Source organism: Bacillus sp. AR2-1, assembly GCF_008368755.1.
GTDB lineage: Bacteria > Bacillota > Bacilli > Bacillales > Bacillaceae_G > Bacillus_A > Bacillus_A wiedmannii.
In genome coordinates this window covers 18,322-44,344 of the sequence record NZ_QORY01000035.1, presented here as the reverse complement: position 1 = coordinate 44,344, position 26,023 = coordinate 18,322, and the positions used below count along the sequence as shown (strand labels likewise).

23 protein-coding genes and 1 pseudogene are annotated in these 26,023 nt (G+C 36.5%); 17 read left to right on the top strand and 7 right to left on the bottom strand.

Features of this window, described 5'->3' with window-relative positions; translation table 11 throughout:
- The 5 genes and pseudogenes from DT250_RS28860 to DT250_RS28840 all read left to right on the top strand — a co-directional run.
- Window positions 1-334 (top strand): annotated as a pseudogene (locus DT250_RS28860) (LPXTG cell wall anchor domain-containing protein); the annotation flags it as partial.
- Window positions 335-1,088: 754 nt separating this feature from the next.
- Window positions 1,089-2,081 (top strand): hypothetical protein, encoded by a 993-nt coding sequence (locus DT250_RS28855; RefSeq protein ID WP_149214171.1) that lies wholly within the window; start codon window positions 1,089-1,091, stop codon window positions 2,079-2,081.
- A 250-nt stretch (window positions 2,082-2,331) separates the two neighbouring features.
- Window positions 2,332-2,628 carry a protoporphyrinogen oxidase gene (locus tag DT250_RS28850; protein ID WP_149214170.1) on the top strand — a complete coding sequence of 99 codons (297 nt, stop codon included), beginning with the start codon at window positions 2,332-2,334 and terminating at the stop codon, window positions 2,626-2,628.
- 219 nt (window positions 2,629-2,847) lie between these two features.
- Window positions 2,848-3,324, top strand: coding sequence for a PH domain-containing protein (locus DT250_RS28845; protein WP_001182715.1), 477 nt, complete (start codon window positions 2,848-2,850; stop codon window positions 3,322-3,324).
- Complete coding sequence (locus DT250_RS28840; protein ID WP_149214204.1) at window positions 3,317-4,735, top strand: PH domain-containing protein; 1,419 nt, start codon at window positions 3,317-3,319, stop codon at window positions 4,733-4,735. The genes DT250_RS28845 and DT250_RS28840 overlap by 8 nt, the downstream gene beginning before the upstream one ends.
- 150 nt (window positions 4,736-4,885) lie before the next feature.
- Here the strand turns inward: DT250_RS28840 and hmoB are convergent, their stop codons facing one another.
- Window positions 4,886-5,389, bottom strand: a complete 504-nt coding sequence (gene hmoB / locus DT250_RS28835; RefSeq protein WP_149214169.1) for a heme-degrading monooxygenase HmoB — start codon at window positions 5,387-5,389, stop codon at window positions 4,886-4,888.
- 127 nt (window positions 5,390-5,516) lie between these two features.
- Between hmoB and DT250_RS28830 the strand changes: the two genes are divergently transcribed.
- From DT250_RS28830 to hemY, 4 genes are all read left to right on the top strand, one after another.
- Window positions 5,517-7,634, top strand: coding sequence for a transglycosylase domain-containing protein (locus tag DT250_RS28830; protein WP_149214168.1), 2,118 nt, complete (start codon window positions 5,517-5,519; stop codon window positions 7,632-7,634).
- A 189-nt stretch (window positions 7,635-7,823) separates the two neighbouring features.
- Window positions 7,824-8,870: a uroporphyrinogen decarboxylase gene (gene hemE / locus DT250_RS28825; RefSeq protein WP_000252609.1), complete on the top strand. Its 1,047-nt coding sequence runs from the start codon at window positions 7,824-7,826 to the stop codon at window positions 8,868-8,870.
- Between the two features lie 14 nt (window positions 8,871-8,884).
- Window positions 8,885-9,820: a ferrochelatase gene (gene hemH / locus DT250_RS28820; RefSeq protein ID WP_060489228.1), complete on the top strand. Its 936-nt coding sequence runs from the start codon at window positions 8,885-8,887 to the stop codon at window positions 9,818-9,820.
- Window positions 9,821-9,839: 19 nt separating this feature from the next.
- The gene (gene hemY, locus DT250_RS28815; RefSeq protein WP_149214167.1) at window positions 9,840-11,261 is read left to right on the top strand and encodes a protoporphyrinogen oxidase; all 1,422 of its coding nucleotides are present in this window, start codon (window positions 9,840-9,842) and stop codon (window positions 11,259-11,261) included.
- Window positions 11,262-11,304: 43 nt separating this feature from the next.
- Here hemY and DT250_RS28810 read toward each other — a convergent pair whose 3' ends face one another.
- Window positions 11,305-12,657 (bottom strand): DUF4026 domain-containing protein, encoded by a 1,353-nt coding sequence (locus DT250_RS28810; protein WP_149214166.1) that lies wholly within the window; start codon window positions 12,655-12,657, stop codon window positions 11,305-11,307.
- 241 nt (window positions 12,658-12,898) lie between these two features.
- Between DT250_RS28810 and DT250_RS28805 the strand changes: the two genes are divergently transcribed.
- Together DT250_RS28805 and DT250_RS28800 are read left to right on the top strand one after the other, a co-directional pair.
- Complete coding sequence (locus DT250_RS28805) at window positions 12,899-15,265, top strand: DUF6359 domain-containing protein (RefSeq protein WP_149214165.1); 2,367 nt, start codon at window positions 12,899-12,901, stop codon at window positions 15,263-15,265.
- 136 nt (window positions 15,266-15,401) lie between these two features.
- Window positions 15,402-15,701 (top strand): hypothetical protein, encoded by a 300-nt coding sequence (locus DT250_RS28800; protein ID WP_149214164.1) that lies wholly within the window; start codon window positions 15,402-15,404, stop codon window positions 15,699-15,701.
- Between the two features lie 113 nt (window positions 15,702-15,814).
- Here the strand turns inward: DT250_RS28800 and DT250_RS28795 are convergent, their stop codons facing one another.
- Window positions 15,815-16,669, bottom strand: a complete 855-nt coding sequence (locus DT250_RS28795) for a hypothetical protein (protein ID WP_149214163.1) — start codon at window positions 16,667-16,669, stop codon at window positions 15,815-15,817.
- A 327-nt stretch (window positions 16,670-16,996) separates the two neighbouring features.
- Here DT250_RS28795 and DT250_RS28790 point away from each other — a divergent pair, with 327 nt between their 5' ends.
- From DT250_RS28790 to DT250_RS28775, 4 genes are all read left to right on the top strand, one after another.
- The gene (locus tag DT250_RS28790) at window positions 16,997-17,569 is read left to right on the top strand and encodes a TetR/AcrR family transcriptional regulator (protein WP_000963378.1); all 573 of its coding nucleotides are present in this window, start codon (window positions 16,997-16,999) and stop codon (window positions 17,567-17,569) included.
- Between the two features lie 215 nt (window positions 17,570-17,784).
- Window positions 17,785-20,994: a YhgE/Pip family protein gene (locus tag DT250_RS28785; protein WP_149214162.1), complete on the top strand. Its 3,210-nt coding sequence runs from the start codon at window positions 17,785-17,787 to the stop codon at window positions 20,992-20,994.
- Between the two features lie 144 nt (window positions 20,995-21,138).
- The gene (locus DT250_RS32450) at window positions 21,139-21,354 is read left to right on the top strand and encodes a hypothetical protein (RefSeq protein WP_080377779.1); all 216 of its coding nucleotides are present in this window, start codon (window positions 21,139-21,141) and stop codon (window positions 21,352-21,354) included.
- A gap of 35 nt (window positions 21,355-21,389) precedes the next feature.
- Window positions 21,390-21,695, top strand: a complete 306-nt coding sequence (locus DT250_RS28775; RefSeq protein WP_140160462.1) for a DUF2087 domain-containing protein — start codon at window positions 21,390-21,392, stop codon at window positions 21,693-21,695.
- Between the two features lie 27 nt (window positions 21,696-21,722).
- Here the strand turns inward: DT250_RS28775 and DT250_RS28770 are convergent, their stop codons facing one another.
- The 3 genes from DT250_RS28770 to DT250_RS28760 all read right to left on the bottom strand — a co-directional run bounded on the left by DT250_RS28770 (window position 21,723) and on the right by DT250_RS28760 (window position 23,720).
- Window positions 21,723-22,076, bottom strand: coding sequence for a PH domain-containing protein (locus DT250_RS28770; protein ID WP_149214161.1), 354 nt, complete (start codon window positions 22,074-22,076; stop codon window positions 21,723-21,725).
- Window positions 22,077-22,185: 109 nt separating this feature from the next.
- Complete coding sequence (locus DT250_RS28765; RefSeq protein ID WP_098189617.1) at window positions 22,186-22,686, bottom strand: DinB family protein; 501 nt, start codon at window positions 22,684-22,686, stop codon at window positions 22,186-22,188.
- A 92-nt stretch (window positions 22,687-22,778) separates the two neighbouring features.
- Window positions 22,779-23,720 (bottom strand): helix-turn-helix transcriptional regulator, encoded by a 942-nt coding sequence (locus tag DT250_RS28760; RefSeq protein ID WP_149214160.1) that lies wholly within the window; start codon window positions 23,718-23,720, stop codon window positions 22,779-22,781.
- A gap of 197 nt (window positions 23,721-23,917) precedes the next feature.
- On the opposite strand from DT250_RS28760, the gene DT250_RS28755 reads away from it, so the two are divergent.
- Complete coding sequence (locus tag DT250_RS28755; protein WP_088062396.1) at window positions 23,918-24,934, top strand: LacI family DNA-binding transcriptional regulator; 1,017 nt, start codon at window positions 23,918-23,920, stop codon at window positions 24,932-24,934.
- A gap of 38 nt (window positions 24,935-24,972) precedes the next feature.
- On the opposite strand, the gene yhfH is transcribed toward DT250_RS28755, so the two are convergent.
- A complete protein-coding gene (gene yhfH / locus DT250_RS28750) occupies window positions 24,973-25,101 on the bottom strand; it encodes a protein YhfH (protein ID WP_000567010.1) in 129 nt (42 codons plus the stop codon).
- Window positions 25,102-25,281: 180 nt separating this feature from the next.
- Between yhfH and DT250_RS28745 the strand changes: the two genes are divergently transcribed.
- Complete coding sequence (locus DT250_RS28745) at window positions 25,282-26,016, top strand: MBL fold metallo-hydrolase (RefSeq protein WP_149214159.1); 735 nt, start codon at window positions 25,282-25,284, stop codon at window positions 26,014-26,016.
- Window positions 26,017-26,023: the final 7 nt, after the last annotated feature.

The window sequence follows — 26,023 nt, the reverse complement described above, 5'->3', positions numbered from 1 at the left end:
CAGAAAAACCAGAAACAACGAATCCAGAAAAACCAGAAACAACGGATCCAGAGAAACCAGAAACGACGGATCCAGAAAAAACAGAAACAACGAATCCAGAAAAACAACGGATCCAGAGAAACCAGGAACAATGGATTCAGAGAAACCAGGAACAACGGATTTAGAGAAACCAGGAACAACGGATTCAGAGAAACCTGGAACAATGAATCCAGAGAAGCCTGAAAAAGAATTACCGAAAACAGGACAGAAAATGCCTGTGGAACCATATATGGGAGCACTTCTTATCATGATGAGTTTTGGATTGCTCGTATTAGGTAGAAAACAGCAGAGATAATAAAAATGAAAAGGTATCCTCAAAGTATTGGAGGATACCTTTTTTATTTGGCATAAAAAACATTTAGCAAAAGAACTCGATGCAAATAGAAACAAAAAGGAAGAAAAAGTTCGTCCTATTTTCTTGATATGGTTATATCAAAAAATAGCTATATATATTTAATGTGAAAATAAAAGGTTAAAGGCCTTCGTAATGTTTAGGAGAAAAAAGAGTTATCTATGTAATTAATTTGAGTACTTTAAGAAAGAGGGCTTTTTCCTAAAGTATTCAAAGAGTGATAGTCCAATAGCAGGTGGGAGATGAAACTCGTTTTAGCACTGTATTAACACCTTAAAATGTAGATAGGGGAAAATAATGTAAAAAAACTATTGTATATTCAAAACTCATATGTTACATTTGTGTTACAGCGGAGTTACAAACGGTAACTTATGTTACGGTTTGTTTTCTTTTGTTTATCTGTATGTTACAAAAAGAGAAAAAGTAAAGCTGAAAAAATAGCAACCTAAAAATAGTTTTTCTATGTGTATAAGAGTGTGTGTAGTAAAGAGCCTGGTGAGAGCTTTACGCACATTATTAAAATTCCTTTCTGTCTTAAAAGAAGAAAACCAACTATTTAGGAGTTTTAAGTAATGATAGTAAATGAAATGTACTTCCTTTCCCACACACAAAGTACATCTTTACTTTCAGTCTAATTACTACACAGACTTTTATACATATGCTGTTATTGTTTTAGGGATATATAGGAGGAGAAAAAATGAAAAAGTTATTAATGGTAATGGGACTTACGTTTTTAATGTTAGCTGGATGTAGTAATGGGAATTTCGACAAAGCAATGGATGAAGGGAAGACCGCGTTAACGAATAAAGAATATAAAAATGCCTTATCATCATTTGAAAAAGCGCTAGATGAGAAAAAAGACGATTCAGATGCAAAGATGCTTGTAGAACAAACGAAAGTAATGATTGAAGCAGTGAAATTAAAAGAAGAAACAAAGATAGAAGAATCAATCAAGTCATTTGAAAAAGTAGAGAACATGAAGAATGGAAATGCTACGCTTGTAAAACAAGCAAAGGAAGAACGCACAGCATTACTAGCTATCTTAGAGCAAAAAAAGAAGTATAGTGAGCAATTGACGAAAAGTGAAGAGTTAATAAATAAGAAAAATTATGCAGAAGCGAAAGAGATCTTAAATAAGCTAGTTGCAGAAACAAAAGGTAACAAAAATCTTGAAGAATATAATAAAAAAGCGGTAGGATTAGTTACTAAAATGAATGAAGAAGAAAAAACTGCAAAGAGTGAAGCAGCAGCGAAGGCACAAAAAACAAATGCAGTAACGAATCAAAAAGTAGCAACAGAAAAGACTCAAAAAACTGAGGCAGAAAAAAATCAAAAGGTAGCAACAGAAAAGAACCAAAAAACTGAGACAGAAAAAACCCAGAAGGTAGTAACAGAAAAGAACCAAAACACTGAGACTGACAAGAATCAAAAGGTAGAAGCAGAAAAGAACCAAAAAGTAGAAACAGGAAAGAATCAAAATGCATTTACTTTTGAGAAGGCAAAAGAATATATCAAAAATGAATATAAAGAAGATTATGATTACACGCTAGAGAATACGCAAGTAGAGAATGGAAAGAAATATTATCAAATAAGAGTGCATACGACATATAAAATAGAAGGTGCAGGTGGACCAGGATTTACTGGCGTATTCAAAGTATTCGAAGATGGTACAATCGTTGAAGTGCACTAAATTGATGGAAAAGGTATCCTCAAAGTATATGGGGGTACCTTTTTTAGCATAAAAAAAGGCATCTAGCAAAAGTACTAGATGCAAATAAAAACACAAGGGAAGACAAAATTCTTCCCGTTTCCCGTATGTAATTATATCAAAAAATATATAAAAAACTAGCTTTATTTTTTATATAATTGATGTGTAAAGCTATGAAAGTATAAGATTACACTGTTTTCATAGTGTTTTATTAAAAAAAGGAGCTGCGTATATGATTAATTTTAAACCAGAAAATTTGAACCAACTATTAAAAGTAATGTTAATTAGTGCGAATAAGTCTTATGATGCGATTAAAGATTATGAATTTACGGGAGAAGTGGTAGTATTCCGCGTAGACTTCGAGTATATTGACGTTTCTCTAATGATTGTAGATATGTTAGGAAGATCAGCTTCTAAATTTACTATTTTGCCATATGCCCGTCCGAATACGAATGAAATAGACTACATTCAGTTTCAAGTGTATTCGATTAATGAAGGGAATTTTAAAGAAGTAATGGATACGATGTAGAAAACTATAAAGTGAAACTTTAATCAGTGGGGGATTCATCCCCACTGATTATTAGTTGAACCAATCGGACGTTAACGGGCAGTTGATCGTCCACCTAACTTCTTTGCTCCAGCTGAAATTTTTGGGGAGTTTTACTGCCCGTTAACGCGGGATAATTTTACAAATATGTATATACCGACTAATATATAATTAATACATTCATATAATTGGAGTGATGAGATGCAACCGTTAGAAAGGGAGATTCATTCTAATATGCTGAAAGTGTGGCGAATCCACGCTTTAATTGGGGCAGCAGTTATACTAGCAGTCGTAATTGCGTATTTCTTTTTTATGATCAATTTTAACTGGTGGGGCTGGTTGTTTGGCTTGCTAGTAACAGGAGCTATTACATTTATCCCGCTTGATTATTTTGTGTTTCCAAATTTACGTCAACGTTATTATAGTTACAGATTAAATGAAGAAGAGATTGAGATTCAAAAGGGAATGTTCGTTGTAAAACGCGTACTTATTCCGATGATGCGTGTGCAGCACGTAACGATTGAACAAGGCCCAATTATGAGAAAGTATAATTTAGCAGAATTACATATTTCAACAGCCGCAACTTCTCATAGTATTCCAGGCTTAACGAAGGAAGAAGCAGAGCAGCTGAAAAGACAAATTGGAGAACTTGCGAAAGTGAGTGATGAGGATGTATAAGAGGCAACATCCGATCACGATTTTATTAGGTATTCGAATTGCGGGTTTATTGCCTTTTATTTTTCTTGTTTTATTTCGATCAGATGGTCAAGTGAAACCTTGGTATCTCTTACATCTTGTTCTTTTATTTGTATTATTCATTATGGCAATTTTCTCAGCTATAAAATGGTATTTCAAAGTGTATTGGGTTGAAAATAATATTTTACATATAAAGTACGGTGTGTTCGTTAAGAAGGAAAGTTACTTAAATAAAGAACGTGTGCAAAATATTAGTACGTCTTCTAATATCATTTATCAAGTGCTCGGACTGACGAAATTAAATATAGAAGTAGCAGGCGGCGGTAGTGAGCCGGAAGTGATGTTAGCTGGTATTAAAGAAGATGAAGCGAAGGAACTGATTGCTTTATTAAATAAAAAAAGAAGCGCTGCGAGTGAAGAAGTACCCATGGCAGAAGAAAGTAAGACGATTTATCAGTTAACGATGAAAGAGATTTTAGCAGCTTCCATTACGTCTGGTAGATTCGGATTAGTGTTTTTAGGATTACTTCTTATTTACACAGAGTTTAATCAATTTCTTCCAGAATGGCTCATAAATAAAGTGGAAGCGTATGTGATGGATAACGGTGTATATGAATTAATCGTTATGGCCGCGATTTTAATGGCGGTTTCGTGGGTCGTTTCGACAGCTGGCTATGCGTTAAAATATGCGAACTTTAAAATAGAGCGAAACGGAAATGAAGTTCGCATCGTGCAAGGGTTATTTGATAAGAAAGAGTTTGTTTTAAAATTACATCGCATTCAAGCAATTACGGTGAAAGAAGGAATTCTCCGCGAGCCTTTCGGTTATTGCTCTGTCGAAGTGGAAGTCATTCAAAGTATAGAAGCAGCTGGAAATGAAGTTATGTTACATCCTTTTATGAAAAAGAAAGATGTCCAGCAGTTACTTACATATTTGCAGTTACCGTATGAAATGGAAGAGGAAATCATTCATTTACCGAAGGCTGCATTACGTCGTTACGTAATAATGGGCTGGATTACAAGTGCTGTGCTCGCACTGCCGATCATCGGTACGAGTATATATTTTAAACAAAATATGGCGTTGTTCACTTTAATACCACTATTTATCATATTTACGTTACTTGCATACGCTCGGTATAGAAGTGGCGGATATATGATACGAGACAATCAGTTAGTCATGGTATACCGTGGTCTTGCGAAATATACGGGGATCACGCGAAGAAGGCATGTTCAAGCGGTAGGATACAATCAATCATATTTTCAAAAGAAAGACGAGCTATGCACAGCTGTAGTATCAGTAGCGGGACATAAATATAAAGTGAAGCATATGCAAAAAGAAGACGCGCTTCGTATATATAATTGGTATAAAGAAAAAGGAAACACCGGTGCGTGAGGGTGTCTCCTTTTTTGTGTCGTGATTTGTCGATAAGTCGATATATCTCAAAAATCGCTGATATATTTCGAGTTGCGCCGATATATTCGAAAAACCGCCGATATAATTTCATGTACCGTAGCCTTGGAGAAACCACAGTACAAAACTCCCCTAAACTAACACATCAAAAGTAGTCACAAATGACGGACGAGAGAAAATACTTTTCTGCTGTTCCGCATGTGGATGCGCCTGAGCCTGAGCTTGTCCTTCTGCTTGTGCAGGGCGTTTTTTATGAGCGTTTTCGAATGAACGTGATTCTGTCCAATCTTTAAAGTTTTGTTCCGTTTCCCACATCGTTAAGATGACATATGTATCGTTACTTAATGGGCGTAGAACACGGATTGCTTGGAAGCCGGGTTCGTTTTCAATAAGGCCTGCTCGGTTTTTAAATCGGTTTTCAAATACTGGGCGACCTTCGTCAGTTACAGAAATGTTGTTACAAACGATATAGCCAGGTTGTCCTTTAAATTCGCCAACAGCATCTAGTACGTCATACATAAGTGCTGATTCTACTGATTCTTCTGTATTTTCTTTATAAAACATATCTTTTTCATTATTTTTTGCAGTGAAATGTGCTTGTTCTAGAGGTGTTTCGTATGAAATAATAGCCTTCATTTTAATGCCCCCTTAATGGTTTGTTTCCATTATATCAACTCTCTTAAAAAACTTCGAAGATTATATACATAAAGATACTTCTTTTTCAAATAATAAATGTACCATCATTTGGAAAGAAGGCCGATGTATGACGAAAGTAAAGTGGACTTTATTAGGTGGATTCGCAACGCTAGTATTAGCGATTGTACTTTATAAACTTATTGTGTTAGCTGGTGGCTATATGATGGATGAAAAGCAGCTCGTTTTCCACTCTTCATCACGTATCGTTGACCAGAAAGGGAAAGAGATTACGAAATTATACGTAGAAAATAGAGATCTCGTACCAGTCGAGCAAATTCCAAAGCATGTCCAGCAGGCGTTTATTGCGGTGGAAGATTCTCGTTTTTATGAGCATCAAGGAATTGATTATCCGTCTATATTCCGTGCTCTTTATAAAGATACATTAGCTGGAGAGAAGGTCGAAGGCGGTAGTACCATTACACAGCAACTCGCTAAAAACGTTTTTTTAACTCGTGAAAAAACAGTTACGCGTAAATTGAAGGAAGTCGCAATTTCCCTTCAATTAGAGCAAAAATATACGAAGCAACAAATTCTTGAAATGTATATGAATCATATTTATTTTGGGCATGGGGCTTACGGTATTCAAGCAGCAGCAAAGTTGTATTTTAATAAAAATGTAGAAGATTTAACAGTAGAAGAAGGAGCGATGCTTGCAGGTCTTCCGAAGTCACCAAATGGATATTCACCTTATTTCTCTCCAGAGAAGAGTAAGGAGCGCCGTGATCTCGTATTGTCACTTATGCATAAACAAGGCTATTTGACTGCCGAAGATAGCGTACGTTATCAAGGAAAGACCATTGCTCTTTACAAAAACTTAGATGAGAATGAACTCGCATATATGCCGTATATTGATATGGTTATAGATGAAGCAGCTCGTTTATACGGATTGTCTCATCAAGAAGTACTGCGCGGAGGATATACGTTTGTCGTATCGATGGATGAAAAGATTCAAAAGGTAGCGTATAACCAGTTTCAAGATGCAAGGAATTTCCCTGGGAAAGAAGAGGGGGCACAAGGTGCTTTTTTATTAATGGATAATCGTACGGGCGGAATTAAAGCGGCGATTGGCGGAAGAAAGTACGTCCCGAGAGGCTTTAATCGTATTTTCGCAAAAAGACAGCCGGGTTCTGTGCTAAAACCACTTATCGTCTATGCACCAGCACTCGAAACGAAAAAGTATAATCCGTATTCTTTATTGACGAATGAAAGAAATTCATTTGAAGGCTATGAACCTCGAAATTATAACCATTCGTATTCGAAAGAAATGACGATGTACGATGCGATTTTAGAGTCAGCAAATGTGCCGGCAGTTTCTTTATTAAATGAGTTAGGGGTAGAAGAAGGAAAGCAATATTTAGAGAAAGGAAATGTTCATATTGCAGACGCAGGGTTAAGTACAGCGCTTGGCGGATTGAAAAATGGTGTTTCACCATTTGATCTTGTAAAAATGTATCGTGCGTTTTTAGCAAATGGCACTATTATTGAGCCGCACGTTATTGATAAAGTGTTAAATAGACACGGTGCAGTTATTGGAGAATCGCCAAAAGTAGAAACGAAAATATTCTCGAAACAAACGGCGTGGTATATGACGAAAATGTTAGAAGGGGTTGTAAAGGAAGGGACAGCGAAAGCAGGCATATATAGCGGTGCATTAGCTGGGAAAACAGGTACAACTTCCTTACCAAATGACGATAATGGAGCTAGAGATATGTGGTTCGTCGGCTATACACCAAATTTAGTAGGTGCTGTTTGGATTGGTTATGACCGTACGGATAAAGAGCATCAGTTGCAAGGAGAAAGTGCGTCAGCAACGAAATTGTTTAAGAAAATTTTAACGAAGGCAAATGTAGAACAGAAAGAGCAGTTTATGAAACCAGAAGGTGTGGAAACAATCGGTGCTCCGATTCGTTTGCGCAAGATTGAAGATGTGAAAATGAAATTAGCGTTTAGCCCTTTCGGTTTATTTAAAGCAAAATTAAGCTGGACACCACTTCCAGATGAAAGAATTATGTATCGTATTTATAGAGTGGAAAACGGAGTTCATACGCATGTAGGCACTGTAAATGGTACCGGAGAATATGAGGAAAAGTTCGTTAACATCTTTTCAAAACCGAGTTTTTACGTTGTACCATATAACACACAAACGAAACGTGAAGGAGAAAAGTCAAAAGTAGCTAAACCATAGTTTTTCTCTGTGCTATAATAAGAATGTTGTGAAAATAGTAAGCGGTTTTACGAATGTTTGTGTCAATTTCATGAACAACGTACATAATGTTATGCATTTTGTTTTTACAAGCTGTATAGTAAAAAAAGATAAATATCGGAATAGAACGTATTTAGAGCAAAAGCATTGGCAAGGAAGGGAGCAAGGGTCTTGGTAAGAACTATAAATGAGACATTTTTAAAAGCATGTAGGGGGGAACGTACTGATTATGTACCAGCATGGTATATGCGTCAAGCAGGTCGTTCGCAGCCGGAATATAGAAAGATAAAAGAAAAGTATTCTTTATTTGAAATTACACACAATCCAGAGTTATGTGCTTACGTTACAAAGTTACCAGTTGATCAATATAACGTAGACGCAGCAATTCTGTATAAAGATATTATGTCACCACTACCTGCAATTGGTGTGGATGTAGAAATTAAATCAGGTATTGGCCCAGTTATTGATAATCCAATCCGTTCTTTACAAGACGTAGAAAAGCTAGGGGAAATCAATCCAGAAGATGACGTGCCGTACATATTAGATACGATTCGTTTATTAACGACAGAAATGTTAGACGTACCGTTAATCGGTTTTTCAGGGGCTCCATTTACATTAGCGAGCTATATGATTGAAGGCGGTCCATCTCGTAATTACCATAATACGAAAGCGTTCATGTATGCAGAGCCGAAAGCTTGGTTCGCATTAATGGATAAGCTAGCAGATATGGTTATTACATATTTAAAAGCGCAAATTAACGCAGGAGCAAAAGCGGTTCAAATTTTCGATTCTTGGGTTGGAACAGTAAATGTAGCAGATTACCGCGTATTTATTAAACCAGCAATGGAGCGTATTTTTGCAGAAGTTCGCCCGATGGGTGTACCGATGATTATGCACGGCGTAGGAGCTGCACACTTAGTAAATGAATGGCACGACTTACCGCTTGATGTAGTAGGCTTAGATTGGCGCTTACCGATCGAAGAGGCGCGCGCACGCGGCGTTCATAAGGCGGTACAAGGAAATATGGACCCTTCATTCTTACTTGCACCATGGTCTGTTATTGAAGAACATGTAAAAGGTATTTTAGATCAAGGGATGAAACAGCCTGGTTATATCTTTAACTTAGGACACGGTGTATTCCCAGAAGTAAATCCAGATACATTAAAACGTTTAACTACATTTATTCATGAATACTCTAAAGGGCAGTTAGCGAAGTAAAGGAGCATTGCTGTATGAAAAAGAAAATTGGTTTGCTTGTAATGGCATACGGAACGCCATATAAAGAAGAAGATATTGAACGTTACTATACACATATTCGTAGAGGAAGAAAGCCAAGTCCTGAAATGCTAGAAGATTTAACAGAGCGTTACCGTGCAATTGGTGGTATTTCTCCTTTAGCTACTATTACATTAGAGCAAGCTAAAAAGTTAGAACAGCGTTTAAATGAAGTACAAGATGAAGTAGAGTACCATATGTATCTTGGCTTAAAACATATCGAACCGTTCATTGAAGATGCAGTGAAAGATATGCATAACGACGGTATACAAGATGCAATCGCACTTGTTCTTGCGCCGCACTATTCTACATTTAGCGTGAAATCGTATGTAGGACGAGCACAAGAAGAAGCAGAGAAACTTGGAAACTTAACAATTCACGGCATTGATAGCTGGTATAAAGAACCGAAATTCATCCAGTACTGGGTTGATGCAGTGAAAGGTATATATAACGGTATGTCAGAAGCAGAGCGTGAAAAAGCAGTATTAATCGTATCTGCACATAGCTTACCAGAAAAAATTATCGCACTTGGCGATCCATATCCAGATCAATTAAATGAAACAGCTGACTATATTGCAAGAGGTGCTGAAGTAGCCAACTATGCAGTAGGTTGGCAAAGTGCAGGAAACACGCCAGATCCTTGGATTGGTCCAGATGTACAAGATTTAACGAGAGAACTAAACGAAAAGTATGGATACAGTTCATTCGTATACGCACCAGTTGGATTTGTTGCGGAACATTTAGAAGTTTTATATGACAATGACTTTGAGTGTAAAGTTGTGACAGATGAAATTGGCGCGAAATATTATCGTCCAGAAATGCCAAATGCATCGGACGCATTTATTGATTGCTTAACAGATGTTGTATTAAAGAAAAAAGAATCTGTATTGTAAAAAGAAAGGGGGAGCATGTTTGAGGAAAAAAGTTGTAATCATCGGCGGTGGCATCACAGGATTAACAACAATGTATAACTTGCAAAAAGATATTCATGACAAGAACTTGCCGATCGATACATTACTTATAGAAGCATCGGGTAAACTTGGCGGGAAAATTCAAACCGTTCGAAAAGATGGATTTACAATTGAACGCGGACCGGATTCTTTCTTAGCACGAAAAGAAAGTGCCTCTAGACTGGCGCGAGAATTAGGTCTTGATGATGAACTTGTAAATAATAAGGCCGGTCAATCATTTATCCTCGTAAACAATCGGTTACATAAAATGCCGAGCGGATCGATGATGGGAATTCCAACGCAAATTACGCCGTTTCTATTTTCCAGGCTGTTCTCCCCAATTGGTAAACTAAGAGCTGGTTTTGATCTGTTAATGCCCAGGTCAAAGCCAGTATCTGACCAATCACTCGGGCATTTTTTCAGACATCGCCTCGGCAACGAAGTGGTTGAAAATTTAATAGAACCATTACTATCGGGTATTTATGCAGGGGATATCGATGAAATGAGCTTAATGTCAACATTCCCGCAAATGTATCAAATTGAGCAGAAACATCGCAGTATTTCACTCGGTATGCGTACGCTTGCTCCGAAAAAAGAGAAATCTGAACCGAAAAAGGGAATCTTCCAAACAGTGAAAACAGGTTTAGAATCTATAGTAGAATCTCTCGAAGCGAAGATACATGAAGGTACGATAATAAAGGGAACTCGCATTGAAAAAGTTGCAAAACTTGGTGATGCTTACACGATTACTCTTAGTAACGGAAAAGAAATAGAAGCGGACGCGGTCGTAGTGGCAAGCTCACATAAAGTATTGCCATCTATGTTTGCACAGTACAAGCAGTTTCGTTTCTTCCGCAACATTCCGTCTACATCAGTTGCAAATGTGGCAATGGCTTTCCCGCAATCAGCCATTCAGCGCGATATTGACGGCACAGGGTTTGTCGTATCTCGAAATAGCGACTACACAATTACAGCATGTACGTGGACACATAAAAAATGGCCACATACAACGCCAGAAGGAAAAACGCTTCTTCGTTGTTACGTCGGTCGTGCTGGTGATGAAGCAGTTGTAGAACAAACAGAAGAGGAACTCGTTCAGCTCGTACTAGAAGACTTACGAAAGACGATGGATATTACAGAGGATCCTGAGTTTACAGTCGTAAGTCGCTGGAAAGAAGCGATGCCCCAATATACAGTAGGCCATAACGAGCGAATGAAGAAACTCACAACATTTATGGAAAAAGAGTTGCCAGGTATATACTTGGCAGGTAGTTCTTACGCTGGTTCTGGTCTTCCGGACTGTATTGATCAAGGTGAGAAAGCCGCAAAGCGTGTACTATCTCATTTGGAGAAAGTAATGGAGACGGAATTACTCGCACAATAAAATATAAGAAACGCCTTCAATCACATTGAAGGCGTTTTGTTACTTATTCACCAATAAACATATATAAGTTATTTGGCTTTATAACGGCATCTCCCGCATAAATAACCCATTCTGTTAAGTTTTCAAACTCTAACTGATAACTATTTCCCTCACTCATATTTTCTATAAAATATGGTTCATTAATGAGTATTCCTTGAATGAAATCTTCCGTAATGTTTTGCATTTCAAACCACATATGTTCACTTTTTCCTTCTTCGTAGGAGACACCAAACTTAGCAAGGAAACGAAAATCTTCATTTGATTGTTCAATGTGAAAAATATTGCTGAAATACCCGAAAGTATTCTTCGCATTGTAAGCCATACGATCGGTTTCACTATTTGTTTTATAGAACATGAGCCCTGTAGCTTCCTCGTGTTCTTTGAAAAAACTTTCAATATATTCTTCTGAAGTATTAAATTGGAATAAGAGAACGGACGGAGATTGATGGTATTCATCTCGGTCATCCATCCCGCCTAAGAATACGTTTTGTGCATCTATTGGTTGTAGTTTCACTTCTTCATCCTCGATTGAAGACAATTGATCCATACTCGTTTTATGCCCAATATAAGATAATCCCTTTTCCCACGGAACAGCTACTGTATGGATAGAACCTTGCTGACTATGCGCGATCACGATAGGCTCATTCATAGGGACTTGTCCATTCTCAACGGCATTATTAGCAAATGTTTGAAAGAGATCACCAATGCCGTAGTAGGACGAAATGCGATTTGGAATAATTAATTCTATTTCTGTTACGCCTGCTCTTAAAAGGCCATGTGTATGAAACCAATATTGCGTAGGCTCACCTTCTTTATCGTCTTCATAAACAGAATGAATAACATACAAGTCAGGAATGTCAGGTAATAATTCATTTTCAACGTGATATTCAATATAGCTTCTAGATATTACTTTCATTGCTGCACTTGAATCGATTACAAATAACAAATCTGGAGCGAGGTTCCATAAAAACTGTAACTGCTGGAAAAAGCAGTCCAGCACATCGCCTACAAATAGCGTACGAGCGAAAATTTCAGTGCCATAAGCAGCATCTTCAAAATGAAGATCTACGATTGTAGCATCTTGTCTATTGTACATTTTATATTCTTCTGGGTCATTCGCCTCATCAATATGCAGCTCATACGGTATGATTGTTTCATTCATATGTAACTCAACAATAAGGCTTGTCTCATCACTAAAAACAATTTTTAATTCATCAACTTTAGTAGAGATAGTTTCTAGCCGCTGTTTTAACTGCTCAATTGTAATTCTAGTAGGTATAACGGCAATCATATCTGAAAAATGACGTTCTAATGTTCCATTCATAGCTGCGCGGTATGTTTCTGTTTGTACTTCCATCCAATCACTCCTATTCAAATGAATCCATTTTACATGCCAATGAACTTTCGATATTTTCTGTTTTCTCTCTCTAACATTATAGAGCGCATTCGTAGAAGGTGTAAAATTATTATTTTGTATTATAGTTTGAAAGCTTGTAAATTAAATAAATTTTTTGTAAAACTTGTCGAAATATCATTCTATATAACGAATCATTTGATATGATAGAAATGCTGAGAAAATATGAAATAGGGAGAGGAAAATGGCTGTGAAGAAATTGTTAAGTGTCTTTTTATCATTCATACTATTGCTTTCATTTACTGGAACTTTAGTACAAGCAGAAGAAACGACTTCTATGTCAGTAGAAAAAGCAATTCAAGTATTTAAACAGCAAGGGAAAACGAAGGGGATAGTGGAAGGGTATATCGTTGGATATACGCAAAGTCCTTCTAAATACACGAAAGATCCGGCTAAGTTTGATGATACAAACGTAGCAATTGCCGATTCGCCAAATGAAACGAATCCAGACAAAATCATGCCTGTTCAGTTGCCGAAAGGTGATGTGAGAGCGGCAGTAAACGTGAAAGATCATCCTGAAAATATCGGGAAGAAAGTTAGTTTAACAGGGACGCTTGAATTATATTTTAGTAGCCCAGGTTTAAAATCGGTAACGGCTCATAAGTTTCAAGGGGAAGGACAAAACCGTGTTAGCGATGTAGTAGCTTCGCCTGGTAGCGGAGAAGTTGCGAAGGGCACAGCGGTAACATTAACAACGAATACAGAAGGAGCAACAATCTACTATACGTTAGATGGCTCTAACCCTACAAATAAGAGTGTTCGTTATAACGGACAAATTGTAGTGAATGAAAATAGTGTGATTAAAGCAATTGCAGAGAAAGAAGGGCTTACTTCTTCAGCGATTTCAGCATTTTCATTTATTATCGTAAATAATGAACCAGTTCGTATTCATGATATTCAAGGGAAATCACATATTTCTCCTTACAAAGGGAAGAAAGTATACAATGTGGAAGGTGTTGTAACAGCACTTGATAAAAATGGTTTTTATATAGAAGATAATCAGCCGGATAATGATCCAGCTACTTCAGAAGGTATGTACGTATACAAAAAAGATGCAAATGTAGCGGTAGGAGATCTTATTCAAGTTGATGGAGAAGTAGAAGAATATGTTGGACCTGGATATGCAGAAAGGTTTGACACAGATTTAACGACGACGGAAATTAAAGCGAGCCGCGTTGCTGTAATCGCAAAAGATCAACCTTTACCAGCACCGATTGTACTTGGAGAAAACGGTGTGAAAATCCCTGATCAAATTATCGATAATGATGCATTCGGTTTATTTGATCCAAATGAAGATGCAATCGATTTTTATGAAAGTATAGAAGGTATGCGCGTTACGATGCCAACGCCAAAAATTATTGCACCTCAGAAAAACGGAAATTTATATGTAACAGTAGAAAATGGCGGAAATAAAGTCGTAACTAAATATGGCACACCTTTATTAGATGAAAATCAATTAAACCCAGAGCGTCTTTCTGTAAAAGTACCTCGCGATTATGTAGCAAAAGTAGGAGATACTTTCACTGGAGATATAACAGGGGTAGTAGGATATGATTACGGTTCGTTCCGCATTGCGCCAATAACGGAATTACCATCTGTAGTGGACGGTGGATTTAAGCAAGTAGGGGCGAATATTCAGCCTCGTCTTGATAAGTTAACAGTTGCTACATATAACATTGAAAACTTCTCGGCGAATAAAAAAGAAACAACAGATGAAAAGGTAAAAGCGTTAGCGTATTCTATTAAATACAACTTAAAAATGCCAGATATTATCGGTGTAGAGGAAATGCAAGATAATAACGGAACGATTAATGACGGTACAACAGATGCTTCGTTAAGCGCAAAACGTATCATTGATGCGGTTTTAGAAATTCGTGGACCGAAGTATGAGTATGTAGAAATTGCTCCGGACAATAATCTAGACGGGGGAGCACCAGGAGCTAATATTCGCGTCGGTTTCTTCTACAACCCATCACGCGTGAAATTAGCAGCAGTACCGAAGTTACTTGATAAAAATGTCGTTCGCATTGGAGACGAAAGTTCATTATTTGAAAGTACACGTAAACCGCTTGCAGCAGAATTTACGTTCCAAGGACAAAACGTTGTTGTCGTTGCAAATCACTTAAACTCAAAAATAGGAGATGCAACGCCATTTGGAAAAGTGCAGCCGCTCGTATTAAAGAGTGAAGAAAAACGAATTCAGTTAGCGCAAGAAGTAAATCACTTCGCACAAGGAATTCAGAAAAAGAACACGAATGCACCAGTTGTTGTGTTAGGGGATATGAACGATTTTGAGTTCGCTAAACCACTAAAAGCACTTGAAGGAACAAACTTAAAAAATATGTTAAACACAGTGCCGAAAGAGAACCGCTACACGTACATTCATGAAGGAAATGCACAAGTGTTAGATCATATTTTAGTAACAAACAACATCGCACCACACACAATTGTAGACCCAGTACACTTAAACTCAAACATTATGAAAGAACATGGACGTGTAAGTGACCACGACCCAGTACTTGCTCAAATTGATTTGAAGAAAGCTTCTTAAATTAGGGGAACGCTTAGGTAACTAAGCGTTCTTTTTTGTTTTTGTAGCGTCATAGAATGGTATAAAGAGGTGATTCCTTTTTTGTAATCTGGTGATAAAATTAATTGAATATTTAGTCTTTATGAGGAGGGCAACGATGCCAGCGCAAATAAATGGAAAGCTAATGAATCAGCTTGCAATTTTTTTTGGTACGATCGTCATGTTTCAATTTGTAGCTGAGGTAACAGGACTTACTCAAAATTTGGATATTACATATAACTTAATACATACAGCATTGTCCTATGTAACGTTTAGTTTGGCAGTCATTTTTACTCTAATAGGTGCAAGAAGAGAATTAAGTACATATGCAATTATTTTATTATGTTCAGTTGTAGGTATTAAAGCGATTTATTTTGCGGCGATCGTTATTTTATGGGGATTGGCAGGTACGCCGTAAAGGGGAGATGATTATATGAGTATCGAAAATATAAGATTGATAAATGTAAATGAGAATAAGAGCGTAATTCTCTAAGCTAACTTAGGGAATTACGCTCTTATTCGTACAATCACTTAGTCTGAAATTGCTTGAAGCGCTTTTCTACACCGATCTCTTTTTTGCAGTCTTCTTCTATATTTTTTTCTATCCCGCTTTACTCCTTGTATATACATAAATAAGCTAACGAGAAGGAAGAAAGTACATTGCATCGTTAAAATATACGGTGACATGCCTTGCAATGGTTGTTTCGGATCGTATAAATGAATAGGTGCTCCGCCTATTGAAGGAAATATTGTATTTAGCAGGACGTAAGGAATGGAGGCAACTGCAAATGGAAAGAGAATTGCCATATAGTCCTTTTGTGACCATACAGATGCAGCAAGTCCTAAAAGGGCCATTAAACCTGCAAATAAAAAATTAATTCCGATATATACAGTAATATAAGTGAGAGGCGCATCGAAATATAGGTTTGCGAACATTCCATCAGCATTTATGATGCCTGAACCAATCGTAGGTGTTCCGTCTGGAATGGTTAATTTGCAAAATAATAACGATAAGATGAATGGAAATGTATAAAGAAATCCTCCACAAAAAAACGTAACGATATATTTCATTACTGAATAAGGAAATAAAGAAATCCCCTTACTCACAAAAGGTTTAAAACCATCTGACTTATCCGAATTGTAACTTGTACTAAAGGGGAAACTCGCAATAACTGGCATTAATAATAAATAAACATCCATTTCATTGTCGCGAAATCCGATCCATTTTATATCTGTTGAAATAGGTCCACTCGCTGCGTCTCCTAAATAACGAATGACATAGTAATAGTGATAAATACAAATAAGAACGAATCCACTAAACATCATAATTAAAGAAATACGACTACAAAAAGCTTGCTTTATATTTAAACGAAGCGCACGCATCATGACTGAAAAAGCCTCCACTATTTTGATAAACTTGTCTATTTTCTATATTACTATTAAATGTAAAGATTTTCTTGTTTTTTTATTTGATTATTTGAAAAAAGGGAAATTTGTTGTTGTTAAGTAAGGTTTAATTGTATATCTTAAGAACACCTTTTCCTTTTCTCTTTTCTTCTGATAAACTATGGACAGTATGATATACACTGACTGGAATTTTTTTATACTGGAAATAATAAAAAAGAGAACTTGTATACAATGTAAGCGTGTGGTAATATCAAAGATGTACTGATTGACTATATTATCCAATTGGTCATTTTTGGAGGTGACGATGTGGCAATAGATCGAAAACGTTCTATTATTGAAGCTGCAACAAAGTCTTTTTCAGCGTTCGGTTATAAAGCAACAACGATGGATCAAGTAGCGAAGTTAGCGAATGTAGGAAAAGGAACGATTTATACTTTTTTCAAAAATAAAGAAGAGCTATTTGGCGAAATTATTTCTAATTTAATTACAGAAATGAAGCAAGTTGCAGAAAATGCAATTCGTTCGGATGTTTCATTTTTTGAAAATGTACATAGAGCATTATATAGCATATTAGAATTCAGAAAAGAACATCAGCTCATGATTAAATTAATTCAAGAAGAGCGTGATATGGGAACGAAAGAAGTACAAGAAGTGATGCAACAAGTAGATGTGGAAATCGTTTCTGTCATTCAATCGTATTTAAAGATTGCGATTGAAAAAGGTGAAATTAGCAAATGTGATCCAGAAATTACAGCATTTATTATGCTTCGCTTATACGTATCGCTTATTTTTGATTGGGAAAAAAATCATGAACCGCTAGAAAAAGAAAAAATTGCAGAATTATTTGAACTTTATTTATTAAAAGGATTGTCAAACTAAGATAATCCTTTTATTATTATAAAAAAGTGACCACTTGAACAGAATGGTCATATATTTATTTTAGGGGGGATAATAGAAATATTTACTTCATAGTAAGGAACAGTTGCATAGTATAAATTCGGGGATAAGGCATATGTATGAATAGGTATAGCCTTTTTATTTGGGAGAAAATGACCGAATGAACAATTCGGTCATTTAGAAAAGGGGGAGAAATGATGAAATGGAATCAGTTACTTCGTAAAGAGTTTACTGAAATTATAAAAAGTAAAAAAATATTAATTCCAATTATCGCGGTTTTATTCGTGCCAATTTTATATGCAGGTATGTTTTTATGGGCCTTTTGGGATCCGTATAAACAGTTAGATGATTTGCCAGTGGCGGTAGTCAATTTAGATAGAGGTGCAGTATTTGATGGGAAACCAATTGAGGTTGGAAAAGGGCTCGTTGATAACTTAAAAGATAATACAAGTTTCAAATGGGAATTTGTAAGTGAAAAAGAAGCGAAAAAAGGAATGGAAGGTAGAAAGTATTACATGTTAGTACGCATTCCAAATGACTTCTCAAGTAACGCTACAACGTTATTAAAAGATGATCCGAAACCATTAAACTTAGAATACATTCCAAACGAAAGCTTAAACTTCTTATCTTCACAAATTGGCGGAACAGCCATTGAAAAAATTAAAGGTGAAGTATCAAGTACGTTAACGAAAACATATGCAGAGAAAATGTTTGATTCCATTCAAGACGTCTCAAAAGGATTAGCAGATGGAGCGGAAGGAGCAAACAAACTACATGACGGATCAAGTGAGCTGCATGATGGTTCAAGTAAAGTGACGGATGGCCTTCATACACTTCAAGGGAAGTCTGGAGAGATGAAGGATGGAGTTCAGAAATTAGCAGATGGATCTAATAAATTAGTAGATGGGTCTGGCAAAGTAACAAATGGTTTAAATACGCTAAATAGCAAAACAGGTGAAATGCAGATAGGTATCGGGAAATTGGTAGACGGATCAGGCAAAGTAACAGATGGTTTACATGTATTAAATAGCAATGCAGGTATCGGAAAATTAGTAGATGGATCAGACAAAGTAACAGATGGTTTACATGTATTAAATAGCAATACAGGTATTGGGAAACTAGTAGATGGATCAGGCAAAGTAACAGATGGTTTACATGCATTAAATAGCAATGCAGGTATCGGGAAATTAGTAGACGGTTCCGGGAAAGTAACGAACGGTTTAAACATGTTAAATAGTAAAACAGGTGAGATGCAAACAGGTATCGGGAAATTAGTAGATGGATCAGGCAAAGTAACAGACGGTTTAAATACGCTAAATAGCAAAACGGGTGAAATGCAAAAAGGAATTGGCGAATTACGTGATGGATCTGAGAAAGTGACCGGTGGCTTGAACCAATTAGTAAGTAAATCCGGTGAATTAAAAGCAGGAACAACTGATCTATCAAATGGTATGGGAAAACTTGCTGAAGGACAAAGTCAATTAGAAAAAGGGTCTCAAGAAATCCAAAAGGGATTGCAAGATTTAAATAGTAACGTACAAAAGTCTGCTGCAGGCTTAGAGGAAATGCAGTCGAAAGTTCCTACTATATTAAGTAAGGTAAATCAGAAAATAGATGGAGCCGGAGAAAATATAAATCAGTTAAATGAACTTACGCAATCAACAGCAGGAGATGCCAAAAATGCAGCGCAAGAGGTAGCGAATTTACAAAAGCAAATTGAAAGTTTACCGAAAGAATATCAAGAGCAGTTACAACCATTCATAACAAGTGCTGTAAAAAGTACAGCGACAGTTCAGCAAAAAGCTGCTGGAGTAGCAGGTGGAACAAATAAATTAAATGAAGAAGTAAAACAATTAAAAGGCGAAATACATCAAACAACAAATGGACTACAAAACAAATTACCAAATCCAGAAGAGGGAAAAACTCTAGCAGGTGGTATTGAGAAACTAACGAACGCACAAAATGAATTTGTTAGTAAGTTTCATGGATTTGGTGAGGGGTTAGATAATGCAAAAATAGGTGCCGATAAATTAAAAGATGGATCAGTTCAATTAATTGATGGCATAACGCAATTACAAAGCGGCTCTGGAAAAGTGACAGCTGGATTAGATCAATTATCTGCAGAAGCAAATCAAATGGCAGGTGGAATAAATCAATTAGCAGATGGATCTGGTCAAGTAACAGGCGGTTTAGGAATATTATCTGAAAGAGCAAACCAAATGGCAGGTGGAATAAATCAATTAGCGGACGGCTCAAGCCAAGTAACAGGCGGTTTAGGTACAGTATCGGTAGGAGTATCCAAATTAGCAGATGGGTCTGGTCAAGTAACAGACGGTTTAGGCACAGTATCGGTAGGAGTATCCAAATTAGCAGATGGATCAAGCCAAGTAACAGGTGGTTTAGGCACAGTATCGGTAGGAGTATCCAAATTAGCAGATGGATCTGGTCAAGTAACAGGCGGATTAGGAACATTATCTGTAGGAGCAAACCAAATGGCAGGTGGCGTAAATCAATTAGCAGATGGATCTGGTCAAGTAACAACTGGCTTAGGTACTCTAAATGGTGGCCTAAATAAAATGTCAACCGGCTCAACCCAGCTAATCGACGGCGTAAATAAACTAGCAGACGGATCAGGAAAAGTAACGGATGGCCTCGTAAAAGTAAATGATGGTTCCGGTGAACTTGCTGAGAAACTTGGCGAAGGGGCAGAGAAAACTGGTGAAGTGAAAGGAACGGATAAAACGTATGATATGTTTGCAAGTCCTGTAAAAGTGAAGACGGAGAAAATGGCGGAAGTTCCTAACTACGGAACTGGATTTACACCGTATTTCTTATCACTCGGTTTATTTGTTGGGGCACTACTATTATCTATCGTATATCCATTACGTGATACAGTGGGCGTTCCGAAATCTGGATTTAGTTGGTTTATTAGTAAGTTCGGTGTACTACTATCAGTTGGTATTATCCAAGCGATTGTAGCAGATATTATATTACTATTCGGATTAGGTGTAGAAGTACAAAGTATTCCGTATTTCATACTCTTTAGCATCGTTACAAGTTTAGCGTTTATCGCATTAATTCAATGTTTAGTAACAGCATTCGGTGATGCAGGGCGTTTCATCGCCATCATCACATTAATCATTCAGCTTACAACAAGTGCTGGGACATTCCCATTAGAATTGATTCCGAAGTTTTTACAACCATTCAATGCTTGGTTACCGATGACATACTCTGTATCAGGATTGAAAGCAGTCGTATCAAGTGGAGACTTTAACTTCATGTGGCAAAACGTAGGAATACTCATGATTTTCATCGTGGTATTATCACTTGGAACAATCGCATCCTTAACTTGGATGCACAAACGACAATTTAGAAATATTGCGGAAAACCAATCGATTGAAGCATAGAAAAAAGCACCTTTTCGGTGCTTTTTTATTTTAATGTAGGGTATCTTTTCTGTAGTTTATATATAAACCTTTTTAAAAGCTATAGAGACGAGAGAAAAGGATTTACAACAATTTACAGAGAAAAACTATAATAGAGGAGTTGATATGATGAAAGGAAATCTTACTTATTATTTTATCTTAAATCCGCTAATCATCTTTCTTGTTTACGCCCTTTCACCTATCTTGTTTCATAAAGAAAAATATATAAATATGAAAGATGCACTAGGAATACTTTTAGTTTACTATGTGCTAATTAGCGGGTATTACCTTATAGATGTTATAAGTAAAAGAATGAAGAAGCATAGTAAAGACAAACGATAAATTTTATGGCATAAAAACCGATGGAGGACAACAAAATGACTGAAAGTGAAATGAAATTTCGTGATACGACGATTCGTAACTTTTTCGATAAAGAGGACCGCCTAAAATCGATTCCAGGTCAAAAGAAGAAAAAACTAGTATTGTTGGAGCATTTAATTAGCAAATTAAATGCTGAAAATCAATATACGGAAAAACAAATGAATACATTTATAAAACAATATCACGATGATTTTTGTACGATTAGACGTGAGTTTATTGTGCACGGGTTTATGGATCGAGAGGATAATATGTACCATATAAACGGGAGAGAAGTTTGGACGAAGTGGGAGGAGTTAAAATAATGAATCAGCAGGGGGAATCCCTGCTGATTATGAGCTTGTACTAGTCTTGCAATTTCTTTGTAGTAAGTCTATGAACTCTTCAATATTTGAACTTGTAATGTATCCAAGCGTTATATATTCATCTTCATAGTAAAATATTATTTTTTTATCAAAGATTCTTCGCTTCGTTTCTATGGATTCAATTTTTTTATACTCGAATTCGGCAATTAATGTATTTTTAGATTGTTTATAAAAGAGGAGCCTTCTATTAGTAGCCAGTAGCATACCAGGATACGGGACATTATGTGTAATAATGTAGCCAGTAAGTGAACAATTTAAAGTTGATAAAATTTTTTCTTCTTTATGTAATAGTTGTTTTGCAGCTGTTAAGATTGGATTCATTTTACACATTCCTTTTATATAGATTTAAAGATATTGTATCAAAACTAAAGAGACTCTCGATATGTATTATTGCATATTGGCAGTCTCTTTTTAGTGGAAATGTTTACATTTAGTAAACTTTAAGTTCCAGTCGCTCTTTCTGACGAAGATGATGTGCAAAATGCATAGAAATAAGCTGGAACCATTCTGCTGCATGTAAGTAACCAAGCCCAGGGTGCTGTACCTTACAATCATTTGGAATAGAAGGAAGTGTTGGCTCTATTTTTTTTACAATTGTAATTAATTCTAGAAGCTGTTTCTGTACGTCTTCTTTATTAGCTGGGTTTTCAGGCGTATATCCAGGATGATCTGGTAATTTGATTTTTATGTCTGGGAAAGCTCCCATCATATATACCTTTTCTCCCATATCCGTTTTCTTGTTAGTTACAGAAGGCACTTCAGTTCTGCATTTCACGATTGCATCTAACTGCATGCGTGTAGCTGAAATTAAGTGATTATACATTTGACCGAGAGACCATTCCTCATTAGAAGGCTTCATCCTAAATTGTTCTATAGAGTACTTTTCTAATTCCTCTATGTAGTACGTTGCTAACTCTTCAAATTTCTTCATATCACTAACTCCTTTTTATGAAAATGTATTTGTTACTACCTACTATAAAGAGCTAATGCTGACAACATTATGTCAGTAGTGAAATGCAACAATTAAAGTTTTAACATTTTCTTTGCTTCATCACGGATTTTCTCAGATAGAACGTTTGGTTCAAGTACTTGCACTTGGCTTCCCCAGCTTAATACCCATTGAAATACTTCGTCTATGTTTCTTGATTTCAAAAAGACGTGAAAATCATTTTCTCTATGCTCGTATGAATCTATAAAGAAGTATCGTGATTCAATAATTTTATGTGCAATATGGGCTGGGAATAATAAATGAATCATCACAGTACGGTTGCTTTCAGGCTGATATTCCTGCAAAGAAAAGTCTTCAGGTTTTGTAAAGAATTCTTGTTCTCGCTGTAATTCCTCGATTCGATCTAAGCGGAAATTACGTATTTGTTTTCGTAGTAAACAATGGGCAACGATATACCAAATTCCTGAAATGTTGACTAAGCCATAAGGATGAACAGTTCGTTTTATCTTCATAGTTTCACGTGGCTTAAGGTACGAAAAAGAGATCACTTGCTCTTTCTGAATAGATTCTTGCAGTAAAAAAAGTTGTTTTTCTAAATTTTCTCGCTCGGGTTGCTGATGCGAAAATATAGGAGAAAGGAAACGAAAAGTTCCCCGTAATTCCTGGGCTTTCTTTTTTTGATCAGTAGGGAGGACAACCTCAAGTTTCTCTTTTGCCGATTTTGCATGTACAGAAAAAGAAGAAGTGAAAGTTTTCTCGATATAATCACCGCCTAATAAAAGAGTAACAGCCTCTTCAGACGTAAGCTGAATGGGTGGTAAGAAATAGCCATCCATTAATGAATAACCTTGGCCAGGCATGGCGAAAAGTGGGACGCCAGATTCACTAAGTGCATCCATATCTCTGTAAATCGTTCTTATACTTGTCTCAAATTTTTCAGCTAAGCTTTGTGCTGTAACAGTTTGTCTTCTTTGTAATTCAATTAATATAGCTAATAAACGATCCGTCCGGTTCATGAAATATCCCCCTGTATCTTTTATAAATACGCCTACTGTAAACTTCTAAAAGCAGTATAAACTCTCCTCCTATTAACATACTTTTCCCTATGTATAATATTAATATAGTAAAATCATAACAACCCATATTGCAGTTTCCAATAATATACTATATAATCAGTTTAAGAAAACGTTTTCATGCAAAGGGGGAGGATTTCGTGTCGACTATAGAGGACGTGGCGAAATTAGCGGGGTTATCAAGGACAACGGTTTCTAGGGTGATTAATAATCATCCATATGTTTCAGATGAGAAGAAAAAAAGGGTTCAATTAGCAATGAAGCATTTAGGTTTCGTGCCTAATTCTGCGGCGAGAAGGCTTCGTAAACAAAAGACGGAAACAATTGCGGTGCTAGTTCCAAGGATTACAAATCCTTTCTTCAGTAGATTTATTGAAGCAATCGAGATTGCTGCTTCTGAACATAAATATAAACTGATTATTTGTCAAACAAGATATTTACCGGAAAAAGAGATGGAGTATTTACAATTATTATCTACGAAACAAGTAGATGGAATTATTCTATGTTCACTAGAAAATCCTTGGGAAGATGTAGAGCCATACTTACAGCACGGTCCAATCGTGTTATGTAATGAATATATTGAGGAAGCAAATGTTCCAACAGTGAAGTTTGATCATGCGCAAGGAGCATACATAGCTGCTAAGCATGTGTTAGAACAAGGATATCGTAATCTTATTTTTTGCCGTGGTAACGAAACCAAAGTGGTTAGCCAGCAGCGAAAAATGGGCTTTTTACGTGCAATAACTGAGAAGAGCCGCCAAGTAGAAGCGATCGATTTTCTTGAAAACGCTTTCTCTTGGGATGATGGAAAGAGAATATTCCATGAAGTATTAAAGGACAAAAAAAATCCTACCGCGATTTTGGCAGGAGGCGATGAGGTAGCAGCTGGAATTATTTCAGAGGCGAAACGCCATGACTGGAGCATTCCAGATGATCTCGCTGTTATCGGTTTTGATAATCAAATTTTATCACAGATTACAGAGCCAGGTATTACGACAATTGAACAGCCAATCGATGAGATGGCCCGAAAAGTTGTCGACCTGATGATGGATAAAATCCATACGAAAAATTATCGAAAAAAAGAATTGTATGAGTTTGAACTGGAGCTCTTGGTGAAAGGTTCGACGATGAAGAAGGATACGATGTTATTAGCCTAGTAGACTATGTCTGCTAGGTTTTTTATGTTCATAAACTACTATTCTTCGTGAACGCAGTCATCACATTTGTTATGGTATGCTTCGTGCTGCTCATCAATTTCTTTCCCGCAATGTGCACAAGTTTTCGTCGGTAAATTTCTGAAAAACTCCATTGGTTGATCGATCATGTCAATCCCTCCATTTCCATTTCTTACTACCATTGTATTAGTACAAAAAACAAAAGTCAACAACTGTTTTATAACAAAGTTGAAAATTAATGAAAAAGTTTAGGAAATGGATTATAGTTAACAATGTAGAATGTAAGTGAAACATGCATTCCTACTCGGTTTTAGAAAGGATGGATACATATGAAAATGACTGTTGTCGGCTTTTGGGGCGGCTTTCCAGAAGCGGGAGAAGCAACGTCGGGGTATTTGTTTGAACACGATGGTTTTCGTTTACTTGTAGACTGTGGTAGTGGTGTACTAGCACAGATTCAAAAATATATAACACCATCTGATATAGATGCAGTTGTACTGTCACACTATCATCACGATCATGTTGCAGACATTGGGGTATTGCAATATGCGAGATTAATTACGAGTGCGACAAAGGGACAACTACCGGAATTACCAATATACGGTCATACGTTTGACGAGAATGGCTTCCATTCTTTAACGCATGAACCGCATACGAAAGGAATCGCCTACAATCCAGAAGAAACACTTCAAGTTGGACCGTTCTCGATTTCATTCTTAAAAACTGTTCATCCTGTTACATGTTTTGCGATGCGTATTACAGCTGGTAGTGACGCTGTAGTATATAGCGCTGATTCCAGTTATATCCCTGAATTTATTCCATTCACAAAAGATGCTGATCTTTTCATTTGTGAGTGTAATATGTATGCACATCAAGAAGCTGCAAAAGCAGGACATATGAATAGTACAGAAGTAGCAAGTATTGCGAAAGATGCGAATGTAAAAGAACTTTTATTAACGCACTTACCACATACAGGCAACACATCTGATTTAGTAACAGAAGCAAAACAAATTTTCAGTGGCCATATTACGCTAGCGCATAGTGGCTACGTATGGAACTCATGAGGTGATA